The sequence below is a fragment of the Xanthobacter sp. ZOL 2024 genome, from assembly GCF_052932325.1.
Genome location: NZ_CM128808.1, coordinates 3597001 through 3621998, shown reverse-complemented (window position 1 = coordinate 3621998; position 24998 = coordinate 3597001). Strand labels below are relative to the sequence as shown.

29 protein-coding genes are annotated in these 24998 nt (G+C 63.4%); 5 read left to right on the top strand and 24 right to left on the bottom strand.

The genetic code is table 11. The features are described from left to right. Positions 1-6: 6 nt before the first annotated feature. The 21 genes from ACU4E7_RS16505 to ACU4E7_RS16405 all read right to left on the bottom strand — a co-directional run bounded on the left by ACU4E7_RS16505 (position 7) and on the right by ACU4E7_RS16405 (position 18320). Positions 7-330: a hypothetical protein gene (locus ACU4E7_RS16505; RefSeq protein WP_447019495.1), complete on the bottom strand. Its 324-nt coding sequence runs from the start codon at positions 328-330 to the stop codon at positions 7-9. A gap of 10 nt (positions 331-340) precedes the next feature. After that, entirely contained in the window at positions 341-1069 is a 729-nt protein-coding gene (gene trbJ / locus ACU4E7_RS16500; RefSeq protein ID WP_447019494.1) for a P-type conjugative transfer protein TrbJ, read from the bottom strand. Then, positions 1066-3498 carry a conjugal transfer protein TrbE gene (gene trbE / locus ACU4E7_RS16495; RefSeq protein ID WP_447019493.1) on the bottom strand — a complete coding sequence of 811 codons (2433 nt, stop codon included), beginning with the start codon at positions 3496-3498 and terminating at the stop codon, positions 1066-1068. Before trbE ends, trbJ begins: the two co-directional genes overlap by 4 nt. 4 nt (positions 3499-3502) lie before the next feature. Beyond that, complete coding sequence (locus ACU4E7_RS16490) at positions 3503-3766, bottom strand: VirB3 family type IV secretion system protein (protein ID WP_447019492.1); 264 nt, start codon at positions 3764-3766, stop codon at positions 3503-3505. After that, positions 3766-4038 (bottom strand): TrbC/VirB2 family protein, encoded by a 273-nt coding sequence (locus ACU4E7_RS16485; RefSeq protein ID WP_447021653.1) that lies wholly within the window; start codon positions 4036-4038, stop codon positions 3766-3768. The genes ACU4E7_RS16490 and ACU4E7_RS16485 overlap by 1 nt, the downstream gene beginning before the upstream one ends. A 182-nt stretch (positions 4039-4220) precedes the next feature. Beyond that, positions 4221-5189, bottom strand: coding sequence for a P-type conjugative transfer ATPase TrbB (gene trbB, locus ACU4E7_RS16480; protein ID WP_447019491.1), 969 nt, complete (start codon positions 5187-5189; stop codon positions 4221-4223). Next, entirely contained in the window at positions 5179-5682 is a 504-nt protein-coding gene (locus tag ACU4E7_RS16475; protein WP_447019490.1) for a CopG family transcriptional regulator, read from the bottom strand. Before ACU4E7_RS16475 ends, trbB begins: the two co-directional genes overlap by 11 nt. Next, a complete protein-coding gene (locus tag ACU4E7_RS16470; protein WP_447019489.1) occupies positions 5679-7685 on the bottom strand; it encodes a conjugal transfer protein TraG in 2007 nt (668 codons plus the stop codon). The genes ACU4E7_RS16475 and ACU4E7_RS16470 overlap by 4 nt, the downstream gene beginning before the upstream one ends. A gap of 515 nt (positions 7686-8200) precedes the next feature. After that, positions 8201-8875 (bottom strand): hypothetical protein, encoded by a 675-nt coding sequence (locus tag ACU4E7_RS16465; protein WP_447019488.1) that lies wholly within the window; start codon positions 8873-8875, stop codon positions 8201-8203. 176 nt (positions 8876-9051) lie between these two features. Beyond that, positions 9052-11016, bottom strand: coding sequence for a DUF3363 domain-containing protein (locus ACU4E7_RS16460; protein WP_447019487.1), 1965 nt, complete (start codon positions 11014-11016; stop codon positions 9052-9054). Between the two features lie 221 nt (positions 11017-11237). After that, on the bottom strand, positions 11238-12200 hold the full coding sequence (locus tag ACU4E7_RS16455; protein WP_281810078.1) for a lytic transglycosylase domain-containing protein: 963 nt from the start codon (positions 12198-12200) through the stop codon (positions 11238-11240). Then, positions 12187-12516 carry a DUF736 domain-containing protein gene (locus ACU4E7_RS16450; protein WP_110372405.1) on the bottom strand — a complete coding sequence of 110 codons (330 nt, stop codon included), beginning with the start codon at positions 12514-12516 and terminating at the stop codon, positions 12187-12189. Before ACU4E7_RS16450 ends, ACU4E7_RS16455 begins: the two co-directional genes overlap by 14 nt. Before the next feature lie 33 nt (positions 12517-12549). Beyond that, positions 12550-13101 carry a S26 family signal peptidase gene (locus tag ACU4E7_RS16445; protein ID WP_183856703.1) on the bottom strand — a complete coding sequence of 184 codons (552 nt, stop codon included), beginning with the start codon at positions 13099-13101 and terminating at the stop codon, positions 12550-12552. After that, on the bottom strand, positions 13098-13568 hold the full coding sequence (locus tag ACU4E7_RS16440; RefSeq protein WP_447019486.1) for a DUF2840 domain-containing protein: 471 nt from the start codon (positions 13566-13568) through the stop codon (positions 13098-13100). Before ACU4E7_RS16440 ends, ACU4E7_RS16445 begins: the two co-directional genes overlap by 4 nt. Continuing rightward, positions 13565-13840, bottom strand: coding sequence for a ribbon-helix-helix protein (locus ACU4E7_RS16435; protein ID WP_447019485.1), 276 nt, complete (start codon positions 13838-13840; stop codon positions 13565-13567). Before ACU4E7_RS16435 ends, ACU4E7_RS16440 begins: the two co-directional genes overlap by 4 nt. Continuing rightward, the gene (gene parA, locus ACU4E7_RS16430) at positions 13837-14472 is read right to left on the bottom strand and encodes a ParA family partition ATPase (RefSeq protein ID WP_447019484.1); all 636 of its coding nucleotides are present in this window, start codon (positions 14470-14472) and stop codon (positions 13837-13839) included. The genes ACU4E7_RS16435 and parA overlap by 4 nt, the downstream gene beginning before the upstream one ends. A gap of 337 nt (positions 14473-14809) precedes the next feature. Further along, a complete protein-coding gene (locus ACU4E7_RS16425; protein ID WP_447019483.1) occupies positions 14810-15673 on the bottom strand; it encodes a replication initiator protein A in 864 nt (287 codons plus the stop codon). Between the two features lie 9 nt (positions 15674-15682). Continuing rightward, on the bottom strand, positions 15683-15913 hold the full coding sequence (locus tag ACU4E7_RS16420; protein WP_183856692.1) for a helix-turn-helix transcriptional regulator: 231 nt from the start codon (positions 15911-15913) through the stop codon (positions 15683-15685). 115 nt (positions 15914-16028) lie between these two features. Beyond that, a complete protein-coding gene (locus tag ACU4E7_RS16415) occupies positions 16029-16670 on the bottom strand; it encodes a DUF2285 domain-containing protein (protein WP_447019482.1) in 642 nt (213 codons plus the stop codon). Continuing rightward, positions 16591-16806, bottom strand: coding sequence for a transcriptional regulator domain-containing protein (locus ACU4E7_RS16410; RefSeq protein WP_366522853.1), 216 nt, complete (start codon positions 16804-16806; stop codon positions 16591-16593). The genes ACU4E7_RS16415 and ACU4E7_RS16410 overlap by 80 nt, the downstream gene beginning before the upstream one ends. Before the next feature lie 317 nt (positions 16807-17123). Next, positions 17124-18320 (bottom strand): DUF932 domain-containing protein, encoded by a 1197-nt coding sequence (locus tag ACU4E7_RS16405; RefSeq protein WP_447019481.1) that lies wholly within the window; start codon positions 18318-18320, stop codon positions 17124-17126. A gap of 447 nt (positions 18321-18767) precedes the next feature. Between ACU4E7_RS16405 and ACU4E7_RS16400 the strand changes: the two genes are divergently transcribed. Beyond that, positions 18768-19013, top strand: a complete 246-nt coding sequence (locus ACU4E7_RS16400) for a type II toxin-antitoxin system Phd/YefM family antitoxin (protein ID WP_447019480.1) — start codon at positions 18768-18770, stop codon at positions 19011-19013. Continuing rightward, complete coding sequence (locus ACU4E7_RS16395) at positions 19003-19287, top strand: type II toxin-antitoxin system RelE family toxin (protein ID WP_447019479.1); 285 nt, start codon at positions 19003-19005, stop codon at positions 19285-19287. Before ACU4E7_RS16400 ends, ACU4E7_RS16395 begins: the two co-directional genes overlap by 11 nt. Before the next feature lie 108 nt (positions 19288-19395). On the opposite strand, the gene ACU4E7_RS16390 is transcribed toward ACU4E7_RS16395, so the two are convergent. Both ACU4E7_RS16390 and ACU4E7_RS16385 read right to left on the bottom strand, forming a co-directional pair. Beyond that, positions 19396-19707 (bottom strand): DUF736 domain-containing protein, encoded by a 312-nt coding sequence (locus ACU4E7_RS16390; protein ID WP_447019478.1) that lies wholly within the window; start codon positions 19705-19707, stop codon positions 19396-19398. Between the two features lie 851 nt (positions 19708-20558). Next, on the bottom strand, positions 20559-20753 hold the full coding sequence (locus ACU4E7_RS16385; RefSeq protein ID WP_394111400.1) for a helix-turn-helix domain-containing protein: 195 nt from the start codon (positions 20751-20753) through the stop codon (positions 20559-20561). Positions 20754-20923: 170 nt separating this feature from the next. Between ACU4E7_RS16385 and ACU4E7_RS16380 the strand changes: the two genes are divergently transcribed. Then, positions 20924-21361, top strand: a complete 438-nt coding sequence (locus ACU4E7_RS16380) for a hypothetical protein (RefSeq protein ID WP_447019477.1) — start codon at positions 20924-20926, stop codon at positions 21359-21361. Positions 21362-21553: 192 nt separating this feature from the next. Here the strand turns inward: ACU4E7_RS16380 and ACU4E7_RS16375 are convergent, their stop codons facing one another. Beyond that, entirely contained in the window at positions 21554-23746 is a 2193-nt protein-coding gene (locus ACU4E7_RS16375) for a ParB/RepB/Spo0J family partition protein (RefSeq protein WP_447019476.1), read from the bottom strand. Between the two features lie 332 nt (positions 23747-24078). Between ACU4E7_RS16375 and ACU4E7_RS16370 the strand changes: the two genes are divergently transcribed. Both ACU4E7_RS16370 and ACU4E7_RS16365 read left to right on the top strand, forming a co-directional pair. Next, positions 24079-24390 carry a type II toxin-antitoxin system TacA family antitoxin gene (locus ACU4E7_RS16370; protein WP_394040427.1) on the top strand — a complete coding sequence of 104 codons (312 nt, stop codon included), beginning with the start codon at positions 24079-24081 and terminating at the stop codon, positions 24388-24390. Continuing rightward, positions 24390-24947: a GNAT family N-acetyltransferase gene (locus tag ACU4E7_RS16365; protein ID WP_447019475.1), complete on the top strand. Its 558-nt coding sequence runs from the start codon at positions 24390-24392 to the stop codon at positions 24945-24947. The genes ACU4E7_RS16370 and ACU4E7_RS16365 overlap by 1 nt, the downstream gene beginning before the upstream one ends. The last annotated feature ends 51 nt before the right edge of the window (positions 24948-24998 follow it).

The following is a 24998-nucleotide window of genomic DNA, read 5'->3' as shown; positions in this document are numbered from 1 at the left end:
GGACAATCACTCCGCGTCCGGAGCGACGGGGTCGGTTTTCTCCGGAGTTCCGCTCTTCTTCAGTGACGGGAACAGATCGACCGGATGTGGCGTGTACGGCGTTTTGCCAGAACCCATGAAGCGGCGGCGCTGCGCTTTGCTGGCCATGGTGCACAGTTCGTCGCCTGTCCCAGCCCAGTCGTCTTTGCAAAGCTTTTGCACCTCACGGAGCCGTTGCGGATCGGCGGCGAGGCTGTCCACCGTGTCGGCCGCCCGCGCGGATTGGACGAGAAGCCCGGCGCCGATGGCAATCGCGGCCACGACAGAGAGACGGATGATTTGTCTGAGCATGGCGGGTCCCTCAATCGCGGAACAACCGGACGGGTGCCGGCGTATAGCTGCTGCCATCACCCATGAATCGGCGGCGAACCTCACGTGCCCGCTCCTCCTCCGCGACGGCACGGGCCTGCTCCGCGGCGACGGCGCGGTCCTGAGAGAGCTTGAGCCGGGAGGCGTCGATAGCTTGCTTAGCCTGAAGGGCAAGGAGCTGGTTGGTCGCCTGCGTCGCGTCGAGATTCCCCGTTGCCGACTGGCTGCGAGTGACGAGATCGCCGAGAGTAGCCTCATCGGAGGCGAGGTTTTCGGAGACCTGCGCCTGCATCTTCATGGCCGTTTCCAGAGCGGATCGAGACTGCTCCCAGCGCTTTCGCACATCGGCGAGGATCTGATCGCTCGATGCGGACGCCGCGTATTCCTTCGGGTAGAGCTGCTGGAATTGCCGTTCCATCGCCGATATGTCGAAGCTCAAGCCCTCGGCCTCGCTGATAAGGCGCTCCGTCTTGGCGACGGACTGTTTCAGATCGTTTAGTGCGGAGAAATCGAGGCTCGTCAGGTTCTTTGTTTGATTGAGGAGCGACTGAGTTTCGTTTTGCAGGCTCTTGATCTGGTTGTTGACCTGGTCCAGGGCTCGAACCGCCGACAGCACATTCTGGCTGTAGTTGTTCGGATCGAAGACGATCTGCGCCGCGACCGGCGGCGCGAGAGCGATGCCGAGCGCGCAGGCACCGGCAAGGCAAAGTGGTGTCCTCATGATGCGGTCTCCTGATTTTGCGGAAGCGGGAATTGGCGGATGAGGTCGGCTGCCCAATCGAGCCCGCGCACGTCGAGCCATGCTGCGGCAAAGGCATCGCGCCCATGGGACACGAGGACATCGTCCATCTGGCGATGATCCTCGGGGCGGCTGGCACCGGCGAAGGCGAGCGCCACAGGTCCGAGATCGAGGTCGAACAGCCGATTGCCGAGACGGGATTGGTAGTAGTAATCCCGCTTCGGCTGAGCCCGCGTGATGATATCGATCTGGCGGCTGTTGAGGCCAAATCCTTCATAGATCGTGCGGAGCTGCGGTTCGCTCGCCTGCGGCGACGGCAGGAAGATCCGGCTCGGGCAGCTCTCGACGATGGCTGGCGCGATGGCAGAACGCTGGATGTCGGCAAGCGACTGGGTGGCGAAGACGACGGCGACGTTCTTTTTGCGCAGCACCTTCAACCATTCACGGATGCGCGCAGCGAAGATGGGATCGTCGAGAAATACCCAAGCCTCATCGAGCACGAGCAGCGTGGGCGATCCGTCGAAACGCTCATCGAGACGATGAAAAAGATAGGTGAGGACCGGCGTCACGGCGCTCGCCGTGTGCATCAGTTCCTCCATTTCGAAGCCCTGCACGTCGCCGAAGCCAAGCCGATCGGCATCGGCGTCCAGCAGCCGGCCATGTGGCCCCGACAGGGTGTAGGGTTGCAGCGCCTGGCGGAGCCGGTTCGATTGCAACAGCGTGGAAAAGCCGGTGAGCGTTCGCTCTTCACGTGGGGCGGATGCAAGGCTGGTCAGTGCCGACCAGACGGCGTCCTTCACATCGGGCACGATTTCGACGTGTTCATGCCCGAGCAGGCCGGCGATCCAATCGGCCGCCCACGAGCGGCTGTCTTCATCCTCAATGCGGGCGAGTGGCTGAAAGGCAATGGCGTCGGAGGATCCGAGATCGTAATACTCGCCGCCGAGGCCCAAGACGGTGGCGCGAGCCGAGCCACCCTTATCGAAGATAAAGATGCGCGAGCCGGCATAGCGGCGGAATTGGAGCGCCAGCATCGCCAGCAGCACGGATTTGCCGGCACCGGTAGGGCCGACGATCAGGGTGTGGCCGACATCGTCGACATGAGTGACGAGCCGGAACGGCGTGCCGCCGGCCGTGCGGGTAACGATCAGCGGCGGAGCATCGAGATGGCCGTTCTTCTCGGGGCCGGCCCAAACCGCCGAGACCGGCATCATGTGTGAGAGGTTCAGAGTCGAGATCAGCGGCTGTCGAACATTGGCGTAGGCATGTCCAGGGATCGAGGATAGCCATGCCTCCGTCGCGTTCAGCGTCTCCGGAATGGTGACGAAGCCACGCCCCTGGATGATCCGCTCGACGGCCTTCAGCTTCTCGTCAGCGAGGTCCGCGCTTTTATCCATGACCGTAACGGTGGCCGTGACATAGCCATAGGCCACGGCATCTGAGCCTAGCTCCTGCAATGCTTCGTCCGCATCGGCGGATTTGTTGGCGGCGTCTGAATCGACCAGCGAAACTTCCTGCTGGAAGATCGTTTCGCGCAGCAGCGTGACGATACCCTTGCGCTTCGCGAACCATTGCCGCCGCACCTTGGTCAGCTCGCGTTCGGCTTCCGCCTTATCGAGCGACAGGAAACGGGTGGACCAACGATAGGCGAAGCCGAGACGGTTGAGGTCGTCAAGGACGCCGGGCCAGGTCGAGGGCGGAAAGCCGCGAATGGTCAGCACACGCACATGCTGGTCCCCCAGCATCGGCGCCAATCCACCGGTGAAATCGCAGTCAGGCAACAGCGCATCGAGATGGAACGGCACCTGGGGAACGGCGACAGGGTGCCTCTGCGTGGAGATGCAGGCGTGAAGGTAAGTCAGCGTCTCCTCGTCGGAGAACCAGCGGATCTCCGGCATGACGCCGTCGAGCAAGGAGAGAAAGCGGTCGGTCTCGGAAATGAAGGCTGCGAGATGGTCGCGCCAATTCACGGTGCGCCGCTCGGTGCTCTCGTAGAGGAGCTGGCCGGCGCGGGCCTTGCTTTCGGACGGCGGCAGGAAGGCGAGTGTGATGCAGTAGGCGCTCTCGAAATGTGTGCCTGCTTCCTCGAACGCCGCGCGCCGCTCTTCCTCTACGAGCCACGACACCGCGTCGGGAAATTCCGAGATGGGATATCCGGCGGCGATGCGCCGTTCAGCGTCGACGAACAGCGCCCAGCCGGAGCCGAGGCGCTTCAGCGCGTTGTTGAGCCGGGCAGTGGTCGCCACCAGCTCGCTTTCCGTTGCGCTGTCGAGGTCGGGGCCACGAAACTGCGCGGTGCGTTGGAACGCACCATCCTTGTTGAGCACGATGCCTGATGCGACTAGCCCGGCCCAAGGCAGATAATCCGCGAGGCTCGCGGGGCGCTTGCGATATTCGGCAAGGTTCATCATGAACTCACGCCTCCAGAAACGCGCGGTGCTTCAGGTGGCGGGCGAAGACCTCCATGAACTGGGGATCGGCCTTCGCCCCCCAGACGGCGAGCGCATGGCCCGCCATCCAGAGCACGATGCCGCCAATCCACAGATGCAGGCCGATGCCGATGGCGGCGGCGAGTGTCCCGTTGAGGATCGCTACCGATCGCGGGGCGCCGCCCAGCAGGACGGGCTCTGTCAGTGAGCGGTGCAGCGGCACTTCGAAGCCGTCGGCCTGGACCACCATTAGACCAGCGCCCCGCCGCCAAAGCTGAAGAAGCTGAGGAAGAAGGAACTGGCGGCGAAAGCGATGGAGAGGCCGAAGACGATCTGGACCAGCTTGCGGAAGCCGCCGCCGGCATCGCCGAACGCCAAGGTGAGCCCGGTCACGATGATGATGATTACGGCGATGATCTTGGCGACCGGCCCCTCGATCGATTCAAGGATGGATTGCAGGGGCGCTTCCCATGGCATGGACGAACCAGCGGCGTAAGCTGGGGAAGCCAGAAAGGCGGACATCAGCAAAGCCGCCGTTCCGGAGATCCGGTTTCGAAGGTTTCCTGCAATGCTCGAAAGTGGATTTGCTGAAAGGCGTGTCTCCGGATTTACGGAAACGCACGAATCCGCACTTGCTGATTTACGTTTCTGGTTTGTTCCCGCATTCAGGAAAAGCGTGAATACGGACGTGATGGGCGGCATCCCTAATCTCCTGTGAAGTGCTCTATTGCGTAGGCATCGCCGTCGAGGCCCGTGACGCGGATGATGTCCTCGACACGGCGTTTGCTACCGCGCCCGGCAATGAAGACGATGATGTCCACGACCTCCGCGATCAGCGCGCGCGGCACGGTGACGACGACTTCTTGTATGAGCTGCTCCAGCCGGGTGAGTGCTCCTCGCGCCGAGCCTGCATGCAATGTCGCGATGCCGCCGGGGTGTCCGGTTCCCCACGCCTTCAGGAGATCCAGTGCTTCAGCGCCGCGCACCTCGCCAACAACGATGCGGTCCGGACGAAGCCGCAAGGTGGAACGCACCAGATCGGCGGTGGAGACGGTATTGGCCTTTGTCCGGAGAGCCACATGATCGTCGGCTACACATTGCAGCTCGATCGTGTCTTCGAGCACCAGGACGCGATCGCCGGTTGCCGCGATCTCCTGGAGCAGGGCGTTGGCGAGGGTGGTCTTTCCCGTCGACGTTCCACCAGCAATGATGATGTTCCGCCGATCGAGGACAGAACTCTTTAGAAACTCCGCCTGCACCTCGGTCATGATGCCGTTGGCCACATATCGGGCCAGCGGGATGACGCCGGCGGCGCGCTTGCGGATGGCGAAGATCGGCGCGACGGCGATGGGCGGCAAGACGCCTTCGAACCTTTCACCCGTTTCCGGCAACTCGGCGGAGAGAATCGGATGCTCGCGGTTGACCTCGAGACCGACATGGTTCGCCACGACCTTGATGATGCGGGCGGCATCCTCCGGGGAGAGGATGGCGCCCGTGGGCTCGCGGCCCGAGCCGAGCCTGTCGATCCAAAGCTTTCCGTCAGGATTGAGCATGACTTCCACGACGTCCGGATCGTCGAGCGCGGCGATGATCGCAGGCCCCATGGCGCTGCGCAGCATGCGGACCTGGCGATCGCTGACGATCCGGGACGGGGAGCGCGGCCTATCCATCATGCGGCGCCGCCTCGGCATCGTGGTCTTCCGATCCAGCGGACCCCTGATCCTCGTTGTCATCGGCCAGGCCGAAGAAGCGACCTTCATCAGGGAAGATTTCTTCATGGACCTGCCGAACGAGGCTGCCGCCACGCTGCAGGTGGCGGCCGAGTTGGTCGACGAATTGGTTGAAGCGTAGGCGCCCCTGCGCGCGAGCCGCCTTCTGATGCGCCTCTGGAAGCGGAGCTGAAACCGACAACGTGTAGCGGATGAATAGCGCCAGGGTTTCGATCAGGATGGTCTGGTCGCGTTCCAGGCGGCCGAACTGGTTCGACAGTCGATCGAGGCGTGAGGCCAGCGCCGCCTCTCGCCGGTCGGCACCATCGGGAGAGAGATAGGAAGAAAGCGCAGCCGCGACGATCGCCGATTTCGTTTCACCTTTGAGGGCAGCAAGCTGGCGCAGCCGCTTGGCGTGGTCGGGCTCGATGAAGATGTTGAGACGGGCTTTGCTCATAGCGCGATCCCGTCATCGGGGTCGAGCGAGGCCAGACGCGCCACGCGCCGGAACTGTCGGTCCGGTTTGGGGAGCTTACCGTCGCGTGTGGCGGGGTTGTCGGTCTCGTCGTCGAGGACGGACAGATCGTCATTGCGGCCATCATGCAGACGTATGACTTCGGCCTCGTCGAGCTCCGGTACGAGCTGATGTCCGCCTTCTACGGGCACGGCCGATTCCTGTGCGCCCGTAGAAGCGGCGATAGAAGATTTCGGCCGCAGAAGGCCGGTCCAATCGTCCGCTCGCGCTGCCGGCCGATCAGCATATCCATCGTCTGAGAGAACCGGTGTCGGCAGCACGCGCGAAGTGAAATTGCTGTCGGCGAAATACCGGATCTTGGTGGCCTTGGCCGGCGGATGGCCGGAGACCATGATGACTTCTTGGGTGTCGGGAAGCTGCATGACCTCGCCGGGTGTCAAGAGCGGGCGGGCCGTCTCTTGCCGAGATACCATGAGGTGCCCGAGCCAGGGCGACAGACGGTGACCGGCATAGTTGCGCTGGGCGCGAAGTTCCGTCGCCGTGCCGAGCGCGTCCGAAATGCGTTTGGCTGTGCGTTCGTCGTTGGTCGCGAAGGCGATTCGAACGTGGCAGTTGTCGAGGATGGAATTGTTCGGCCCGTAAGCCTTTTCGATTTGGTTGAGGCTCTGCGCGATGAGGAAGGATCGCAGGCCATAGCCGGCCATGAAGGCCAAGGCGCTCTCGAAGAAGTCCAGCCGGCCGAGCGCCGGAAACTCGTCGAGCATGAGAAGCAGCTTGTGCTTGCGGGCGATACCGTCCGAGCCGTCGAGGCTTTCTGTCAGCCGACGGCCGATCTGGTTGAGGATCAAGCGAATGAGCGGTTTGGTGCGCGAAATGTCCGAAGGCGGCACGACCAGATAAAGCGAGACCGGATGATCAGCGGCGATCAGGTCGGCGATGCGCCAATCGCAGCACGATGTGACGGTCGCGACCGTCGGATCGCGATAGAGGCCGAGGAACGACATGGCGGTCGAGAGCACACCGGAGCGCTCGTTCTCGCTCTTGTTCAACACCTCGCGCGCAGCGCTGGCAACGACTGGATGCGGGCCAGGCTCCCCGAGATGCGCCGTGGTCATCATGGACCACAAGGCCTTCTCGAAGGGGTGGGCCGGATCGGAGAGAAAGTTGGCCACACCGCGGAGCGTTTTGTCCTCTTCGGCGTAGAGGACATGCAAGATGGCGCCGACTAGAAGCGAATGGCTGGTCTTTTCCCAGTGATTGCGCCGCTCCAACGCGCCTTCGGGATCCACCAATATGTCCGCAATGTTCTGGACGTCGCGGACCTCATGGACGCCTCTACGGACTTCCAAAAGAGGATTATAGGCGGCGCTCCTCGGGTCGGTCGGATTGAACAGGAGGCAATGGGAGAACTGCGCGCGCCAGCCGGCGGTCAGCGTCCAGTTTTCCCCCTTGATGTCATGGATGACAGCAGAGTGCGGCCATGACAGCAGCGTCGGCACAACGAGCCCAACGCCCTTGCCGCTTCTCGTCGGCGCAAACGCCATGATGTGTTCGGGGCCGGCATGGCGCAGATAGGTGCTGGCCATGAGCCCGAGAAAGACGCCGGCGGGCTTCGTCAGGCCCGCCGCCGCGATGTCAGTCTTATCGGCCCAGCGGGCGGAGCCATAGGTGGTGACGAGCTTCGATTGCCGGGCGCGCCAGACGGAACCGATGATGGCGGACAGAGCGGCAATGACGCCGCTGCCGCCAGCGACCGTACCCCCCGTTTGGAAAACGTCTGGAGCATAGGCATCGTAAACATACCACCACTCGAACAACCGCCAAGGGTAGTAGACTGGTAAGTTGTCGATTAGGAACCAGGGTTCTCCAAGGCGTCGCTGGAAGCCGAGCTCAAAGGCCACCCACTGCGTGGCGGCCCAGGTGCCGGCAAGCGCGATGCCGAACACCACCAGCATCTGACCGATCAACACCTTCGTCGGTGTCATTCCCGCTCCTGCAACAGCCGCAGTTTTCGGCCGTGCGAACGACCGACAAGGCATAAGGCTTGTTGCTTGAAGGGGTTAAGTCAAAGACCATTCTTGCGCGTAACAGCGGCAACTATGATCTAAGTACGATCCGACATCACTCCTTACCATTTCTTACTACTGATGGCAATTTGGTATTGCGGCAATGAGTCACGTAAACCGCTAGAAATATCTTGAGCACCAAGACGCGCCAGAGACAAACAGCATACAGCGGCGCAATACAGTACCCGCATTCTACTTTTAGTATACGCGGAAGGCGTCTACCCCGATAACGATTGGTGCAACGCACCAAAATGGGTGATGCAAGCGGGTATATACTCCGCTTAGCTTAGAAGCCATGTCGACATTCCCGACTTCGCATTGGCTCATGCGATCGATCACGGTCCCGCGCTTCTGAGCGATGTCATTGGCACTTTCGGTAAGAATTGAAAGCGCCAATGACGATAAAGTTGAGCTGTTCTCAATCCCGCGCTTGGCTAGGCAGCCAACGCCAGCTTTGCTCCGTCGTTCGTCATCTTGGAGCTGATGTTGAACCACGCATTTGGAGAATCTGGATCGATCTGCTGGACCTTGAAGCCAAGGGTTAAGGCGGCTGCGATCAGCATTCCATTCGCGACATAACCACGCGAATGCCGCGAATCCCCGAAACGTTCAGCCTGATGTTTCAGACCATAACTAGAAGATTTGCGGTTGATCGTCTTACGTTTGCTGAATTGCGATAGAAAACGGCATGCTTGGATGAACTCATCGGCGGCGTGATCGCCCAGCATTGACGCTCGGTCTGCCATGAACTCGGCCCGGCGCTCCTCAGGGGTCTTTGAACGGCCGCGATAAACATTGTAGCCGAATTGAGTGAGGAGCGGTTCCAGCGCCATCGCACGTCGAATGCCGACCTTGGCCAAAGTGCGTGCGATCCGTCCATGTTCGGAATCGAAACCGTGCTCTTGGAGATAGCCCAGGAAGGCTCCTTCGTTGGTGGAAACCTCGGCTGAGCCATTCGCGAGGCTCGCCCTCATGGCGGCATTGGTGTTCCACCCGAGGCCCCGAGCAAGAGCCTCGATCCTATGCGACGATTTCACCTCCGGCAGAGTTGCACGCAGCTCTGCCTTCATGTCCTCGACATCGTTTGCGGTGATTTCCAATCTCATCATCAAGTCCTCGGTTGCGGGCTCGAGCAGTTCGCCGATTACACAGCCAGCCCAATCCGCAAGGATCGATGAGAGGTGGCATGAGGATCAATATTTAGGCCGTTTGACCCGGCGAAAGGTCGAAGGTGGCAAGCCCACGTCGAAGATGGTCGTCGCGTGGCTCGGCGTCAAGGTTGACGTCAAATTCCCAGTCCCTTGTGCCGCCCGAACTCCCAGGAGACGCTATTGCCACGAACAACCCCACCGACCGTCTGGCCAAGGCGCTTTTCCAGCACCGGACGCCACGGCACGAGGCTGAATCCCACGCCGTCGTCCAGCATGGCAAAGCGGCCACTGGCGAGCATGATGGAGCGGCGATAGATGCCGGCTACGTGTTCTCCGTCGCGCACGGCGCGATGATGCAGGCCGGTCTCCTCGACGATCTTTCTGGCAGCGGTTTCGACTTCCCGATCTCGCAGCGTGGCGAGCAGATTCCGGACGAGCAACACACGCTGCCCACGCCGCTCGGCTAGGCCCTGATCGACGAGGAAGTTCTCCCGCTCGCGCATGGCCTCTCGAACGCTGGCGCCGAATCCGGTCTGCGCGAGTGAGGAGGTGTCGCCAAAGCGTTGCCGGTCGAGCCAAGTCGCACCAATCGCACGCGTCTGGCGATCAAGCGGCAGATGCGATCGAAGCTCGACGTCGACACCACCAAGGCCGCGGGCATCATGAGCTTTACCGCGCTCGGCGAGGTCGGCCGGCACGCGCCAGACGCCATCTTCCATACGGTCGACAATCCCGACCCGGCGAAGGGCTTCGAGTCGACGGACGTGTGCGGCGACGAAGCTCTCCGGATCGTGTCCTGGCTTGGCTTCGGCGCGCTCCACCACAAGATGGTGTTCGGCGCGGTAGACGCCGTCAACAGCGAGGCTGGCGATGGTCCTGTCCGCCCCGCGTTCCACTACCGCGCGCGTCTCGACGATGCCGCCGATCGGAAGAGCCTCGAGATCGGCGCTCACCGAAAGCGGAACATAGTGTGCCCGGCCATCGATCCCGTCGACAACGAGATAGGCGCGATCATGGAGTTCGTCAGCCAATCCCTTGTCGACGATGCGACCGATGACGGGCGTTTGTGATGACATCGCGTCGAGCACGAGCAGCTCACGCTTCTCGCCGGACATGACGCGCTGCATGGTACGGATGATGTCGCCGCGCTCGCCCATGCCACGCAACGCGGTTTCCGCGTCGTCGTGCAGCGCCCAGATGTAACCGCCAGTGCGGTCGGCAAGGCCCATCTCGACGAGCCGCTGGAGCCGACCGATCATCACCGTGCGTCGGAAGCGAGCCTGAGCGTCGGCGGGCTCGCCAAGCAGGTCGATGACACCCGCTTCCGCCTCATGCTGGATCATCCGATCGATGCCGGCCCAGCGCTCCTGTTCGACCTCGCGCAACATGGAATTGCGGATTTCCATCTCAGTGCGAGGACCGAGCCATTCGGTTGCCAGTTCACGGGCGCGGTTGCGCATGCCGTCGGCGATGTAGTCACGGGCGATAACCAGATCCGATCCGGCGTCCTGGCGACCGCGCAGCACGATATGAGTGTGAGGATTGTCGGTGTTCCAGTGATCGACCGCCACCCAATCGAGGTTGGTTCCTAGATCGGCTTCCATGCGGCCCATGAGATCGCGAGTGAAGGCTTTCAGATCGCCAAGATCGACCGCATCTTCTGGCGAGACAATGAAGCGGAACTGATGTCGGTCCTCGCGGCCGCGCTGTTCGAAAGCGGTGGTATCGACCTTATCCGTGCCGGGGCCATAGGCGTGGGCCTTGCCGCCGTCCCTGGTCACGCCGTCGCGCTCGATATAGCGCAGATGGGTGATGGTCGAGCGCGTACCGGCCTTCTCCAACTTGACCAAGCGGGTCTTGATGACCACGCGGCGAGAACTGCCGCGCAGGGACTGACCAGCGAACTTCGCGGCGACGTGGCCGCGGCCGAGACGGGCGCCGGAACGCACCTGCCCGGAACTGAACGACCGGCCGCTTGTCGAACCGGAATGGGAAACGGCCTTAAGAACGCGTGCGGTGAACTTCGGCGTCCTTGCTCGACCACGCGATTTTGGTGGCGAGACCCTTGGCCGGAAGCGGTTGTCGTCACGATCTGGCATGATGGCGGTCCCGCCAATCCTGTACAAGCCCATGCGACGAAGCACGCGAAAGCTCACGCATAAACAATGGCTTGATGATTCTATAGGCACGCGGGCTCATCCGCCGCGTGCCGCCCCAACCGACGTGCAGACAAGAACTTCGGGACAGGCGCGTGCCGTCCCCTTTTATCTTGCCCTGCGCCTTCAGCGCTCCGAATCCGTGCTTCATCGTGGCTATGGGATCACTTCTGCTGCACGTCGGAGCTGTCGCTGTCGTTTGGTTCGACGTATTCGACGCGTGGCTTGACGGTCACAAAGAGCGCGCCAGCAGATGGTCGAGAGGGGAGTGCACCGACGGTAGATTTCTTGCGCGCGTCGACCGCGAACAGTGGTGCTTCCGGACCGCGGTTTGTGTGCGTCTCCGAACCCGCGAAGAGGCTCGGAGTCGGGCTGCCGATGATCGATGCGAGCTTGTCGAGATAAGCACGCGTCTCATCAGGAAGCGGCACACCGAGGAGTTTGTGTTCCTCATAGCGCGCTGGCCCCGCATTGTAAGCGGCGAGGAATCCCGGCGCCCCGTAGCGATCGTACATCTCGCGCAGATAGGCAGCACCAGCGGTGATATTGTCATACGGATCGAAGGGATCGTCGCCGAGCCCGTATCGGCTGCGCATCGCCTCCCAGGTGGCGGGCATGATCTGCATCAGGCCGATCGCACCTTTCGCTGACACCACGCGGGTTTCGCCGTCACTTTCGACACCCATGACGGAGCGTATCCACTGCTCCGGAATGTCGAAACGTTGTGCCACTTCGGCGATCTGTGCAGCCCACGGATCGGCCGATAGTTGATGGTTCGTGGGCGCTTTCCCAGGCGGCGGTGAGGACGCAGGTTCCGCTCGGGCCACGGCGCCGGAAATCATCATCAGCGTACAGGTGATGATCGCTTGCATGACGCGCCGTAGAGGCGAGCGCGACGACGTTTTGCACCATGCTCCTTGTCCGAGCGCCGACAGCCTGCCACCGTCCTCGCTCCGGTCAAGGGCGAGGCGTTGCCGGCCGCAAAGCGACCGCCCCTGACCTTCACTGCGCGCGGTGGCTGTCTGGCCAGCGATCGGGTCGGAGGGATGATCCCGTTTCCCATCGATCAGAGGGATAAGGGTCAATCCCAGTTCGCGCGACCCACACATGACATCAGGTCCGCTCATCACGCTTCGATGGGCGTGTCCAGAGCAGGTTCCAAGTCGCGTTGTCGATTTCCGACTGGAACAGGTGAGCGCGGAGCGGCTGGGTGAAGGACGGATCGTCTATGGCGAGCGACAGGTAGTCTCCGGCTCTCTCGCCGGTGCGCTTCCAACCAGCACCGGTTTCGATATCGTCGGTGGTGAAGATGCGATAGTGCGGCGCATTTTCGGCGTCCGCATTTTCAGCCGACCTGATGACCAGCTCGGCGTCGAGCGTCAGCGTCCGGATACGGCCGGTGAAGCCGTCCTTCGTCTTCTTGAAAGTCCCGATCTGCGGCATGGCACACTCCTTCTGGGGTCGGACACGAGCCGCCTATGGCTCGTCGGGAACCGGCTCTGAAGCCGGATCAATGTCGCCGTCGTTGGTCCAGATCGGAACCGCGCGACCGACGATGGAAGAGAGGGGAAGCGGGCCAAAATACCGACTGTCGAATGAGTCCGGCGCATCCCAGTTCATGAGGAAAGCGGCGTCGCTCGGGACGACGCGGCAGCCCTGCCAGACAGGCAGTGGTCGGCCACGACTGTCACGCTCACGAGCCGCCCCGTAGCGCCAGCCGTAAGCGATAATGTCGAAGCCCTCACGGCAGACGGTTTGGCCTGCGAGCGCGAGCACGCGCTTCAAGAGCGGCACGCCGCGCGGAAGATAGCCGCGGGCATCGAGGAAACCGGCGAGCGGTTCCGGCGGCATGACAATGGCAAGGTCCGTGACCGCGATCCGGTCTGCCGGCTCGACGCGATAGAGGCCGACCGGCACACTTGCCGACGCATTCCAGATGAAGCGCGGCGCGTGCCCCGACCAGACGGGTGCTGCGATCAGCAGCACACCGCTGGCTGTCATCATCAAGAAGAGGCCACGTGCCGTCATGACAACAGCTCCCGGCGACGGAGCCAGGCGTCATGCTGTTCTTGCGAATAGGTGCGCGGTGTCTCATGCACCCACAGCCTGTTGTGGACCTGCTGCCAATATTCCGGCGCGGCGTCAGTGGGGGCGACGCCGAGGGCTTCGACGGTGTCGATCGCCTTCAAGGCGCTCTCGACCTGACCCCATCCGGCGACGAAGAGCAGTATTTTCGCGCCGGGACGCACATAAGGCCACATGCAGCACGTTTCACCCGGCGCAACCGCGCGCATGATGGCGAGATGGGAGAGGCTCGTGCCATAAGCGTTCGCCTCCCAGCGCAATAGCGCGAATGTGCTGCCCGGAGTGAACATCGCGAGGCGTCTGCGACGATCGATCTGACGCTCGCACACCGGCTTGCCGAAGCGCAGCCGGACATTGATGCGGTCGCGCTCGAAGACAGCCAGGACGCTCGTGCAGCGGCGCGTGGTCATGCGTCTGCTCCGCCCTCAGGAAAGCGCGTTTCGAGCAGCGCGCGGATCATCTCGGCGACCGTGACGCCTTGCCTGAAGGCGGCGACCTTGACGCGGCCGCGCAGTTCCGGCGTCACGTCGATGGTAAGGCGCGCGGTGTAGATCTCGGCCTTCGCTGCCGAAGTCGGCGGTGTTGCCTGAACGGCCAACTCGACGCCGTTGCCCTGCTGCACCCAGGCATCGACTGTGGGTGCGGCGGGTTTCGCGCCGAAGGTGACGCGCTTGCCGCTCATGAGCTGCCTCCCATGATCTCGGCAGCGAGTGCGGTGATCTCCTGTGCGGCCGCGCCGGCGGGCTCCAGCTCGCTGGCCAGACGGCCAGTGGCGACGCTCTCGGCGAAGACGACGCGCTGGCCAATGTCGGCGGCGAGCGCGGGCAAGCCCTCCGGCAACGCGGCGCGCACGTCGCGGCCGATGATGGTGCCGACGATGCGGCGGTTGACGACGAAGGCGGCGCGGAGCTGCGGCTTGAACAGTCGCGCCTCGCCGATCAGCGCTACGATCTCGACACTCGCCCAGACGTCATAGGGCGACGGCTGGACCGGGATCAGCACCAGGTCGGCGGCGAGGATCGAGGAACGCGCCAGCGCGGTTACGCGTGGCGGGCCGTCGATGACGACGTGATCAGCGCCGCGGGCGATGTCAGGAACTTCCGCATGCAGCGTCTCGCGGGGTAGCCCGAGAACGCTGAACAGGCGCGGCAGGCCGCTTTCCGCGCGCCGCTGCGACCAGTCAAGCGCCGAGCCTTGCGGATCGGCGTCGACGACGGCGACACGCGCGCCAGCGGCCGCCAGCTCACCGGCGAGATGGGTGGCGAGCGTCGTCTTGCCGACGCCGCCCTTCTGGTTGAGGAGCGCCACGATCATGACGCGCCCTCCAGGCTGGCACGGTCGTCATGTCCGGGTATCCGTCGCCCTTGGGGGCATGCTGGCGCGATAGGCTGCGCGACGATCGTATGGGATTGTTTATAAGCGTACTTATTCGTATAACTTAAGACATAATCGTCTTTTCTCAGTTTATATTGGTCATAGTTATCAACAATGTCGCCAGATAAATAAAGAGAGTTAGATTCCATATTAGAGAAGTTAGGGGATAATTTTCGCAAAGCGCCGCAATTGCTTAACGCGCATTCACGCCTTTGATAGCACGATAACCGTGCCCCCGATAGCACGAGTCCGATTGCCTTCGATAGCACGAGACTATTCACAGCCTTTCCACAGCCTCCCTTGAACGAGCGGACAGAAGCGGTGTGGCCGGCGCGAAGACGAGCAGTTCGCGGCCGTTGTCGAGCCGGTCGATGCGCAGCCGATAGCCAGGCAAGGGCTGGCGGCGCACGATGTCGCGCAAATCGCAGGCGAAGTTCGAGAAGCGCGAGAGGCTGCCTGACTTGGCATGGAGATGATGAAAATCGAAGCTCCAGCCGCCGGGCTGGCGGCCGCCATGCTTGCGCACCAGCCGGTACAGCCAGCGTTCGATGCCACCGAACAGATCGAAATAGTTGCGGTCGATCGTCAGGACCAGGGCGTTGTTGAGAACGCCTTCGTAGAACCAGTCCGGCACGATCAGCTCGATGCCGAGCGGTCGGCCTTTGGCGTCGAGCCTTTCCTTCCATTCGTTGATCCAGGAAAAGCGATGCCGGCGCCTCTCGGAGGGCTGGCGGATCGACGTGGCAACGGTGGTGGCTTGCAGGCGGTCGAGCGCGGCCTTGAGGCGCTGATAGTCGCGGACGGAGGTGCCGCGGCCGATAAAGGTCAGGATTTCATAGGGTGTCGTCGCCATCAGCCGCGAGGTGCGCAGGCCGAGGTCACGAGCGTCGACGATCTGCGAAGCGGCCCAGATCAGGATGTCGGCGTCCCATATGGTGGCCAGGCCGAATTCGGCCGGGGCCTCGACATGGATGCGGACGCCGCCGGCCTCGAATTTAATCGGCTGGACGCGCTTCGACTTGGCGAGGGAGAAGAAGGGATAGGCCATGAGATCCTGCGAGTCGCGGGTCGCCATGTCGCCGGGGCGCGATCGGAACAGTTCGAGCTGGTCGCGCTCGGATATGTGTCTGCGCGCCGCCATGCGTTGCCGTCAGCGGGCTTGGGCGTAGCGGGGATCTGAGGTGGTGTTGCAAGCGCGCGCCTCGATCCAGGTTTCGAGGTCGTCGATCGCGTAGACGACGCGGGAGCCGAGCTTGCGGAACTTTGGCCCGCCGCCAATGACGCGCTTCTTGTTCAGCGTGTGCGGCGAGAGCTTGAGATAGGCGGCCGCTTCCTCATTGGTGAGGTAGCGGCTGGCCGGTTTGGATTCGGGACGATCCATGAAGCTGCCTCCGTCTCAGGCTGGCCGAGCGAAGCCCGGTCCAGCGGTTGGGAGGCAGCTTGGGGAAAGCCTGTCCTGCTGCGTATGGAGAATCCTGGCCGGTCGGCTTTCTCCCTCACGGGGCGGCGGCGGGCATGGGATACTCGCCGGCCCGACGCGCGGTCGCACCCCAGAGGAAACGGCGATAGCCGCCGTTCATGAGGGCGCGGCCACGGTGGACGAGATAGCGGACCCTGGCGCGCAGCTCGCTATCACCATGCCATTTCTCCTTCACGATGCGTGCGCCGAAGATTGCGATGGCGATCTCGCGCTCGCTGGCTCCGGCAAGATGACCGTCGAGGGCCTGCAAGGACTGCATGGTGATGATCGGCTCGGGCGAGCCGCGCCGACCGGCAAGTCCGGCTGGGCGGGTGGCGATTACGGCCAGCAGCTCCTTGGCCTCGCGCAAGCGGGCATCGGCCCGGTCGTCCGGTGCGATCGCGAAGGTGAAGGGCATGGTGGCGTCAAGCGTGCCGGCGATATGGACATGCCAGGAGCGGCCGCGCCGGGTGAGCTTCAGCGCGAGGCGGCCGCCGTCATGGCCGATCGCCTTGCGGCCGGGAAAGGTCCAGAGGTCGAAGACCGGTGCGACAGTCTCCGGGTCTTCGTCCGGCACGATCGGCAGCGCGATGTCCGGATCAGGCCGCCAGAACGGCAGCGCGTCGCGCGCGTCGTGTTTGGGGTTCTCGAAGAAATCGTAACCCCCAATTCTGCGCATGTGCGCTCAACGATGGACGCCGCTTCGTGCCAAAGCGGCGCCAGTCGTTCCGATAGCCAGGATTGCGCCGCAGGTGCTCCCAGGCAACCGCCGGACGGTCGAGAAAGAGGATGTAGAGGTAGGCAGCGTTGGCCATCCAGTCTTGCGTGTGGGGCATGTTTCCTCCGTGTGTTTCGGAAAGCTTCTGGTTTCAAGAGAACGCGCAGTGTCCCCCAAAATGAGGCGGCTAAAGTTAAGGTGTCGTGCATCGTCGGGAGAGGCTGATTGCAGGCGGCCTTTGTTCGGATAGTTGAGGCCGTTCCAGCTATGACTTTGCGAGCCGGGCGGAGCCCGGCGAGCCGCGGCCGTGCTGTCGAGGCGCGGCTGCGCCGCCGACCCGGATTTACGGATCGGCGGAAAATTCCGGATACGGAAAGCCGCACGGTCGATGGACCGACCGCGCGGCATCTGCGGCTATGCGGCTTTTTCCAGCAGGGTCTTTGCTTTCGCTTCCAGTTCAAGGCGGCTATCCTGATGCGCCTTGACGCGGGCATGGGCGGTCATGCCCTGCACGAAATCGAAGATGCTTTCGGGCGGCCTGCCTTCTTCCTGCAACACCGTCTCGATGATCTTGCCGGTCTCGGCCTTGCTGAAACCACGCTTGCGCAGGAAGGTCTCGCGCTCTTCATCGGTACGGGCGACGATACGCTCGCGCGCCGCCCGGATGCCGGCGACGAAAGGCGCGGGCGAGGAATGGGCGAAACTGGTCAGCGCCGGCGCCGCCTCATGGGCGAAGCGCTGCGCCGCGAACTTGCTGTGCCGGATGCTGATTTCCTCGAAGCCTTCCACGCCCCAAAGGTTGCGGTTCATGCAAACCGCGCGGAGATAAAAAGAGGCGATGCCTAGGGTCTTCGATCCGACTTCACTATTCCAGCAATAGAAGCCCCGGAAATACAAATCCGGCTCCCCGTTCGGCAGGCGTCCAGCTTCGATGGGGTGGGTGTCGTCCACCAAAAACAGAAACACGTCGCGGTCGCTGGCGTAAAGCGTCGTCGTGTCCTTGGTCACGTCTACAAAGGGATTGTGCGTCATGGTCGCCCAATCCAGCACGCCGGGCACCTTCCACATGGTATCGCCGATGCCATTACCGGCGATCTTCATCACGGCGCCGACAAGCTCGTGATCCCAGATGCGGCCATAATCGGGGCCGGTCACGGCGCGAAGCTCAACGCGGCCGTCATCCGTTTCCAACGTCTTCACAAGCTCGGCGCGGTGCGACAGCAAACCATGCTGCAGGTTGATGCCGGCGAGCGGCGCGGGAAGCTGGCGCATATAGGTCGCGGGCGCGCCCACAAGGCTGCACAACTGCCCGAAGCTCCAATGGGTCGGGGCAATGGGCGCATCCTGTCCGGGGACGATGAGCGAAAGCCGCTCGGCATCCTCCCGGCTCGCCTCCACGCGCACGGCGCTGCTTTCCACGGTGCGGGCCTTCGCCCGATCCGCGCGGGCCTTCACGGCGTCGTAAAGCTCGGTAAGCGACAGGAAGCGCTCGTCGTCGGGGCGCGAGAACCATTCCGACGATACGCGGCCGATCCGCTCGCCACGCGAGATGTCCACGCGGAAGCCGCTTTCAACGGGCTGGCCATGCTGGCTGGTGCTGATGATGTTCATGGTCGTTGCTCCTTTTCCCGTAAATGCCGAAGGCATGTCCCCCGACATGCCTTCCGGGGGCGCGTGAGCGCGCGGGGACGGGAGGGGACAAGTGCCGGCGAGCATGGCAGGGCTGCCGGGCCGAGCGGGCCGGTGTGACAACGACCGGCAGGATGACAGTCTTCGTCCGTCCTGCGAGCCGGCGGCCCTGCCATCGCGCAGGCAGCGCTTGAGGGGAGAAAGGGGTAAGACCCCTTGGCTCCCCCGAGGATCGGCAAGGCTCCGGCCGCGGCCGATCAGAACAAAGGGAGCGCAGCTCGCCATACGCGATGCAGGCTGTGGGAACCTTCGTCAGCCCCGGCCGATGGCCGTGCGCCTCTCGCAATCGTCGCGGAGACGGGTTATATAGATCGAAATTCAATATCGAAATCGGACCTGATTTCGATGCCGTTATTCGAGGACGAGGCCATGCAGCGCGTGGAAGCCGAAATCGCCGTCAGCGTCTCCGACCTGAAGAAGAACCCAACCGCCATCGTCGACGGCGCGCGGGGCAGCGCGGTCGCGATCCTGAACCACAACCGGATCATGGCCTATATGGTGCCGGCCGATACCTATGAGGCGATGATGGACGCGCTCGACGATCAGGCGCTCGTCGAGATCGCCAAGGCGCGCGCGAACGAGAAGGGTGTGCCGGTCAACCTCGATGACCTATAGGCTGGAATTCCTGCCCTCCGCGCGCAAGGAATGGGACAAGCTCGGCGCGACGCTGCGCGAGCAGTTCAAGAAGAAGCTGGCGGAGCGCATGAGCCAACCGCATGTGCACGCCGACGCGCTGCGCGGCATGCCGGATCATTACAAGATCAAGCTGCGCTCGGCCGGTTATCGGCTGGTCTATCGCGTCGAGGATGAAAGGGTCACGGTGGTCGTCGTTGCCGTGGGGAAGCGCGAGCGTTCCGAGGTCTATGAGGCAGCGAAGAAGCGCCGTTAGGACGCTTTGGGCAAAGGGAGTACGGCTCGCCGTATCTCCTTCGGGCGGCGGCGGACATGAACATGGCGAAGCCCCGCTTGCGCGGGGCTCCCCCTGTGGCGGCCGGCCTCACTCGGCGGCGCGGCGGGACCAGATGAGTGCAAACTCACCCTCAGTCTCCGTCTCGACCAGGCTCGCATAGATCGGAGCCGGGAATGACGGATCGTCCAGCTTGACGGAGTGGTAGTCGCGGCCCTCGCGCGAAGTCTTCTTCCACGCCGCTCCGAACTCAGTGGCACCGGAGAAGATGCGGAAGTCCGGCCCCTTCTCGTTGTCGCCTTCGGCGGGGACGAACTCGACCGCCTTGACGTTGAGGCTGAGGGTCTTGACCGAGCCCTTGAAGCCCTTGGCGGTGGCGGTGAAAGTGCCGATGGTGGCCATTGCGGTGGTTCCTTCTGCTGACCTGGCCGCGCCCATCGCGGCCTCGATGGGGGTCGGCAGACCGGGGACGATCGGCCCGCAACATCCGGCGAGGACTTTTTCGCTTCGCGGTGCAAAGCCGGCCCTGGCCGGCGGCGGGAAAAAGCCGCAGGCGGCGTGTTGCGGGTTCAAGATCGAGGTGACGCCCGCGTCGCCGGTCTTCGGTCAGACCCCTGCCTATCGAGGACGAGATGGACGTGGCTTGAGACAGGCGGACAGGAGGAACCGCCCGATAGCCGCAATCGGAACGATGCTTTCACCGCCCCCGCCAAGGGCTTCTCCGAGAGGGCGGGACAGGCCCTCAGCCTCACCGGCGAGGCGAAGTGATCGATTCACCCTGGCGATCGGCCGGCGACAATGAGAATGGGCTGACCCCTCTCCGCTCCTTGCCCGCCACCGAGTTCGGGGCGGTGTGCAAGAAACGACATTGCTTCCGCGTGGGGCCGTGGCTGCTTCGCCTCCACAAGCGCCCGGACAATGCGGGCTTTCCCGATCCGTTCGATGCAATGCGGACATGGTCGAGACCGGCATCGGGGGGCAGGATCTCCCTCATCCCGTTCCATCGTCACGATTTGCCGAGTGACGCCGGCTGCCACAGGGAAGCCTCTCAAAAGCGGAGGGCGTTATCGTGGGAATGCCTGCCGCCGCTGTCCCTCGCGTCAGGGATCGTTACCGGAGGCGAAGACCCACAAGGGGCTTCGGAAGCCACCGCAGGAGGCGCGTAGAGCCCGGCCCGAAGGGCGACGCCTAGTATCTCAGACATAAAGGGGGTGAGTATCTGTCAGCGTTGGGATAATTGCACCGATGTTCGATCATAACGTCTTACGCTTCGCTTTGTGCTTCGACGCAATTGCAGATACTTCGCGGATGACGTCATGAGGATCGAAGCCGATCGTTTCGGCAAGCTCAAGGAACTCGACGACGTCGATGCGACGGCCGCCGGATTCGATGGCGGCAACGACGGACTGGTATCGGCCGAGCGCTTCGGCCAGATCGGACTGGCTCATGCCAGCTTCCCGGCGTTTGTCGACGATGAGCTGAACCAGACGCATATGCCTTGGCGAGCGAAGCGTTTTTTGCATATGCCCTGCCGGTCATTGACGAAACCGGCAGATCAATTAAACCGAAATACAGATAACCAGAAAATCTGGTTGACTTAGGCACGGCGGATCCGAGCATGGATTCTCGATTGTTGGCGGACCGACATCCAGCGCTAGGCCGGCTTTATCGCGTCTGGCTTGCGCGCGGTGAAGGCGCGGCCATGCCGCTGGCCGGGAACATCACCGAGCGCCTGGCCGATCTGGATGACGTGATCGTGGTGATCCGACGCCCAGCCGAATCGGATGAGACGCTGAGGATCGAACGCAGCGGCAAGGATGTTGACCGGCTCTATGGAGTTGCTTTGGCGGGTGAGCTGGTCGGCCGGCTCACGCCGTCGAGTGCGGATGCGGATAATGAGGCGGCCGTCGTTCTCGCATCCGGGCGCACGCTGATGATGGAAGACCAGGCGCAGCTTTTGGGTGGGTCTGTGCGTGTGGTCCGGCTCTATCTGCCGTTTTCCGACGAAGCTGGTGCTGTGGCGGGCGTTGTGGTCGGCATCGTCAAAGCCGCCTGAAATCCGCAAAAGCGGATTTCAGGAAACGGAGCGATCATCATTGCGACCGCTGCTCGATATAGCTCCTCATGGTCATGGTTCCTGCTTTCGTGCAGTCGAGGTCTCCGGCCGCGCCGTACCGGCGCGGCCGGAAAATTCTCGGTGCTGTCGAGAGACTGGCCGGAACCGCCGAAGCGGCTCCGGCCGTGGGGCTCACTCGGCGGCGTGGTTGAAGGCTGTGCCGTCCTCGACCGTGCCGGTATCGTCGGGACCGGCTGCGGTCGGCGCCTCCATGACCGTTCCGGCGTCCGCTTCCGGTTCATCCAGCCATGCGGGCCGTTCGGTGCGCAGGAGCACGGGAAGCCATCCGGTGGCAACGACAAGCTGCTCGGCGGCTTCCGCCATGGGCTGCTTCTTCATGCCGGCGATCCGGTCGGCAGCGTCGTCGCTGGCGGCTTCCCGCACAGCGGCGACGATGTGCGCCTTGGTCACGCGGCCGAAATAGGTCCGCGTGGTGGGTATCCAATGCGCCGTCATGTCGAGGGCGAGCGCCGTCGCCAACCTGTCCGCCGTCTCGTGGGCTCGGGGCTTGCGCTCCCAGGGCTGCTTCACCGCGTTGACGGCCAGCGAGGCGCAATGCGCGAACAGCGCCATGACGCTCGCCTGATCCAGCCCAGCGATGAAGCCCCACAGGTCCGCCACGTCGCGCGGCATGTCGGATGCCCAGCCTGCATGCCGATCCACCAGCGCCTTCGCCGGAGCGGTGTCCTCGATGCCGTCCGCGTGCCCGGCGAGGGTGCTGCTCGTCGGCCGGATTTCGAGGCAGGCGGCTTCCGTTCCGTGATAGAAGGTCTGTGCCGCGAGAGCATGGGTGACGGCGATCAAGGCCATGTCCGGCTGCTCGCCGAGAGCGAGGCGCAGGCCGAGCGTGCGGTGCGCTGTCAGGTCCCGCACGAGAAGGTCGGACAGCGGCTTGCCCGCATCCCCGGCGTCCTCGTCCTCGGCGTCGAGCGCGGAAACATGGTTCCCGTCCTCGTCATGTGCGCCGTCCTCGATGATCCCACCGTCGTCGTTGACGCGAACGCCCTCTGAGGCTTCTTCCGGCCCCCCGTTCTCGTCCTCGGGGTGGATGAAGCCGCGCTCGATGCGGGCAGTGCCGTCATGCGACAACACGACCAACACGCCTCCGCGCGCGATGTCATCCGGGTCATAGGTGTGCCGCAGCGAGTCGATACGCTCCATGTCCGCCTCAAGCGCTCCGAACCGCTCGTCCGCCTCCGGGGGAAGCTCCTCTGCGCCGTCCCATTCCTCCGACAGCCGGTTGTATTCCTCCTGCACAGCGGCATAGGCGGCGGCATCTTCGTCGGAAAGCTCCATCGGCTGCGGATAGGCACGCCGCAGGCCGTGGGCATGGGGATAGTCGATGTGGACCGAGACCCACTTCCAGCCTTCCGCCTGAACCTCGGCGGCGATCCGCTCCAGCTTCCCGGTGACGAGCCGGTCCAGCAGCGCGGAGTCCTCGTAGAAGCCGCCACGATCCTCCGTGAACAGGTCGCGCAGGATGGTGCCGCCCGCCTCGGCGTAGGCCTCCGGGCCGATGAAGATTGCCCGGCGATCCGTCGCCGGAATGTGTGCCTTGGTGAGGTCACGGCGGATGATCCACGGCTCGCGGTTGTAAGAGAGGTTCGCAAAAACCTGCTCCTGCCGGGCATGATCATCGGTGATGGCGAAGGCCATCAACTGGTCGAGGCTCAAGCCGCCGTCGCGGTACACCTGCATCAGCTTGGGGTTGACAGCGCCGAGCCGCAGGCGCTGGCGCACCACATGCGCCGTCACGCCGAAGCGGGCGGCGATGTCCTCCGCTCCCCATCCGCGATTTTCCGCCAGTTCGCGGAACGCCTCGAACTGGTCGGCCGGGTGCATCGCCTCGCGGGTGACGTTCTCGTCAAGGCTGATCTCGTGCGGGTCGTTCGCCGTGTCGATGACGCAGCGCACCGTTTCGGTCTTCCTGATCTCCTTGCGCTTCACGCGGAGAAGCTGGGCGAGCCTGCGGCCTTCTCCGACCGTCACGAAATAATTGCCGGTGGGCTCGGCCGCCGCATCAAGCTCGGGCTCCACCACAAGGTTTTGCAGCATGCCCTTGACGGCGATGCTGGCGGCCAGCGCTTCGATGGTCGCTTCGCAGTGCGGGGTCTTCCGCGCATTGCGGGGCGACTTCTTCAATTTGTTGAGCGGAATGAAAACCGTCGCGCCGCTCGCGGCTACTGCCACGGCCTCCGCCTCCGGTGCGGGCAGCGCACCGACGATTTCCGTCGCCGCCTCCCCGACGCTACGGATTTCCGCGTCCGCAACCTGATCCGCCATCGTCTCGGTGACAGCCTTCGCCTTCTTTGATGTCCTGGCCATTGTTCCGATCCTTTCTCCGTCAATGCCGAAGGCGTGTCCCTCGACATGCCTTCCGGGGGCGCGTGAGCGCGCGGGAGTGAGGGGGGCCAATGCCGGCGAGCGGAGCTGGGCTGGGCTGCGAGCGAGACGGATCGGTTTCGTTCAGATGGTGATTGCTGTGCGCCGCCTTGCGAGCGGGCGGCCCCGCTCTGCCGCAGGCGGCGTTGGCGGGGGAGCGAGGGGAAAGTCTCCTCGCTCCCCGTGTCAGGCTGTGGGATTGGAATCGGGATGAAATGTATTGACATTGTAATGGCAAATCTTCAATATCCGGCTCCTGAAACGGGAGCGTTCCGATGGTGCAATCAGCCCGCTCGGAGAGTGGCCGCAAACGTGATGCTGCTCGGAAAGATGATCTCATCCAGATCCGCGCCTCGGCGGGGACGAAGGCGATCCTAAGTCGGGCCGCGAGCTTGCGCGGACAGAAGCTGTCGGAATTCATGCTGGACAGCGCCCGTCGGGAAGCGGAGGAAGCCATTCTCGACCAGCGCAGCTTCTTTCTTGATGATGCGGCGCATGTGGCCTTCCTCGCGCTGCTCGATGCTCCGGCCAAGCCGGCCGAGGAACTTCGTACGCGGATGAAGCGCAAGCCCGTCTGGGAGCGTTGATGCCTGCCGGCAAAGGAGAGGGAAGCCAACAGCGGCCCCAAGGACTACGCGTTCGTCCTCCGGAACGGCTGACCGGCGATCACGACGTCGGGGCGTTCCGAAACGGCAGGCATCCGTCTCTCGATGACTGGCTGCGGGATCGAGCCCTTGCCAGCGAAGGGATGTCGGCGCGGACCTATGTGGTTTGCGACAGGGACACCCCGAAGCGCGTCGCCGGCTATTATGCCATCTCGACCGCCATGGAAGAGCGGATCGCCCTGCCGAGCGCCAAGCTGCGCCGGGGTATGCCGGAGCAAATTCCCTTGCTGCTGATCGGTCGTCTGGCAGTCGATCAAGCATACCAGGGAATGGGGCTTGGCACCGATCTGCTCGCAGATGCGCTACGGCGCTGCCTGGCCGCTTCCGAGATCGCCGGCGTTCGAGCCATCGTGGCTCACGCGATCGACGATGCGGCCGTGAGCTTTTACCAGCGGCATGGATTTATTCTCTCCCCGCTCGGCGAACGGACCATGCTGATGCCGATCGAGATAGTACGGGGACTATTTTCGGAAGCGTGACGAACAAGCGCCGATTGAGAGACACCGACCCGATCGTGCCGATGACGACCT

Coding starts and splice junctions, on each gene's coding strand:
- ACU4E7_RS16505 (WP_447019495.1), bottom strand. CDS start 330: ATGCTCAGACAAATCATCCGTCTCTCTGTCGTGGCCGCGATTGCCATC.
- trbJ (WP_447019494.1), bottom strand. CDS start 1,069: ATGAGGACACCACTTTGCCTTGCCGGTGCCTGCGCGCTCGGCATCGCT.
- trbE (WP_447019493.1), bottom strand. CDS start 3,498: ATGATGAACCTTGCCGAATATCGCAAGCGCCCCGCGAGCCTCGCGGAT.
- ACU4E7_RS16490 (WP_447019492.1), bottom strand. CDS start 3,766: ATGGTGGTCCAGGCCGACGGCTTCGAAGTGCCGCTGCACCGCTCACTG.
- ACU4E7_RS16485 (WP_447021653.1), bottom strand. CDS start 4,038: ATGTCCGCCTTTCTGGCTTCCCCAGCTTACGCCGCTGGTTCGTCCATG.
- trbB (WP_447019491.1), bottom strand. CDS start 5,189: ATGATGGATAGGCCGCGCTCCCCGTCCCGGATCGTCAGCGATCGCCAG.
- ACU4E7_RS16475 (WP_447019490.1), bottom strand. CDS start 5,682: ATGAGCAAAGCCCGTCTCAACATCTTCATCGAGCCCGACCACGCCAAG.
- ACU4E7_RS16470 (WP_447019489.1), bottom strand. CDS start 7,685: ATGACACCGACGAAGGTGTTGATCGGTCAGATGCTGGTGGTGTTCGGC.
- ACU4E7_RS16465 (WP_447019488.1), bottom strand. CDS start 8,875: ATGATGAGATTGGAAATCACCGCAAACGATGTCGAGGACATGAAGGCA.
- ACU4E7_RS16460 (WP_447019487.1), bottom strand. CDS start 11,016: ATGCCAGATCGTGACGACAACCGCTTCCGGCCAAGGGTCTCGCCACCA.
- ACU4E7_RS16455 (WP_281810078.1), bottom strand. CDS start 12,200: ATGAGCGGACCTGATGTCATGTGTGGGTCGCGCGAACTGGGATTGACC.
- ACU4E7_RS16450 (WP_110372405.1), bottom strand. CDS start 12,516: ATGCCGCAGATCGGGACTTTCAAGAAGACGAAGGACGGCTTCACCGGC.
- ACU4E7_RS16445 (WP_183856703.1), bottom strand. CDS start 13,101: ATGACGGCACGTGGCCTCTTCTTGATGATGACAGCCAGCGGTGTGCTG.
- ACU4E7_RS16440 (WP_447019486.1), bottom strand. CDS start 13,568: ATGACCACGCGCCGCTGCACGAGCGTCCTGGCTGTCTTCGAGCGCGAC.
- ACU4E7_RS16435 (WP_447019485.1), bottom strand. CDS start 13,840: ATGAGCGGCAAGCGCGTCACCTTCGGCGCGAAACCCGCCGCACCCACA.
- parA (WP_447019484.1), bottom strand. CDS start 14,472: ATGATCGTGGCGCTCCTCAACCAGAAGGGCGGCGTCGGCAAGACGACG.
- ACU4E7_RS16425 (WP_447019483.1), bottom strand. CDS start 15,673: ATGGCGGCGCGCAGACACATATCCGAGCGCGACCAGCTCGAACTGTTC.
- ACU4E7_RS16420 (WP_183856692.1), bottom strand. CDS start 15,913: ATGGATCGTCCCGAATCCAAACCGGCCAGCCGCTACCTCACCAATGAG.
- ACU4E7_RS16415 (WP_447019482.1), bottom strand. CDS start 16,670: ATGCGCAGAATTGGGGGTTACGATTTCTTCGAGAACCCCAAACACGAC.
- ACU4E7_RS16410 (WP_366522853.1), bottom strand. CDS start 16,806: ATGGCCAACGCTGCCTACCTCTACATCCTCTTTCTCGACCGTCCGGCG.
- ACU4E7_RS16405 (WP_447019481.1), bottom strand. CDS start 18,320: ATGAACATCATCAGCACCAGCCAGCATGGCCAGCCCGTTGAAAGCGGC.
- ACU4E7_RS16400 (WP_447019480.1), top strand. CDS start 18,768: ATGCAGCGCGTGGAAGCCGAAATCGCCGTCAGCGTCTCCGACCTGAAG.
- ACU4E7_RS16395 (WP_447019479.1), top strand. CDS start 19,003: ATGACCTATAGGCTGGAATTCCTGCCCTCCGCGCGCAAGGAATGGGAC.
- ACU4E7_RS16390 (WP_447019478.1), bottom strand. CDS start 19,707: ATGGCCACCATCGGCACTTTCACCGCCACCGCCAAGGGCTTCAAGGGC.
- ACU4E7_RS16385 (WP_394111400.1), bottom strand. CDS start 20,753: ATGAGCCAGTCCGATCTGGCCGAAGCGCTCGGCCGATACCAGTCCGTC.
- ACU4E7_RS16380 (WP_447019477.1), top strand. CDS start 20,924: ATGGATTCTCGATTGTTGGCGGACCGACATCCAGCGCTAGGCCGGCTT.
- ACU4E7_RS16375 (WP_447019476.1), bottom strand. CDS start 23,746: ATGGCCAGGACATCAAAGAAGGCGAAGGCTGTCACCGAGACGATGGCG.
- ACU4E7_RS16370 (WP_394040427.1), top strand. CDS start 24,079: ATGGTGCAATCAGCCCGCTCGGAGAGTGGCCGCAAACGTGATGCTGCT.
- ACU4E7_RS16365 (WP_447019475.1), top strand. CDS start 24,390: ATGCCTGCCGGCAAAGGAGAGGGAAGCCAACAGCGGCCCCAAGGACTA.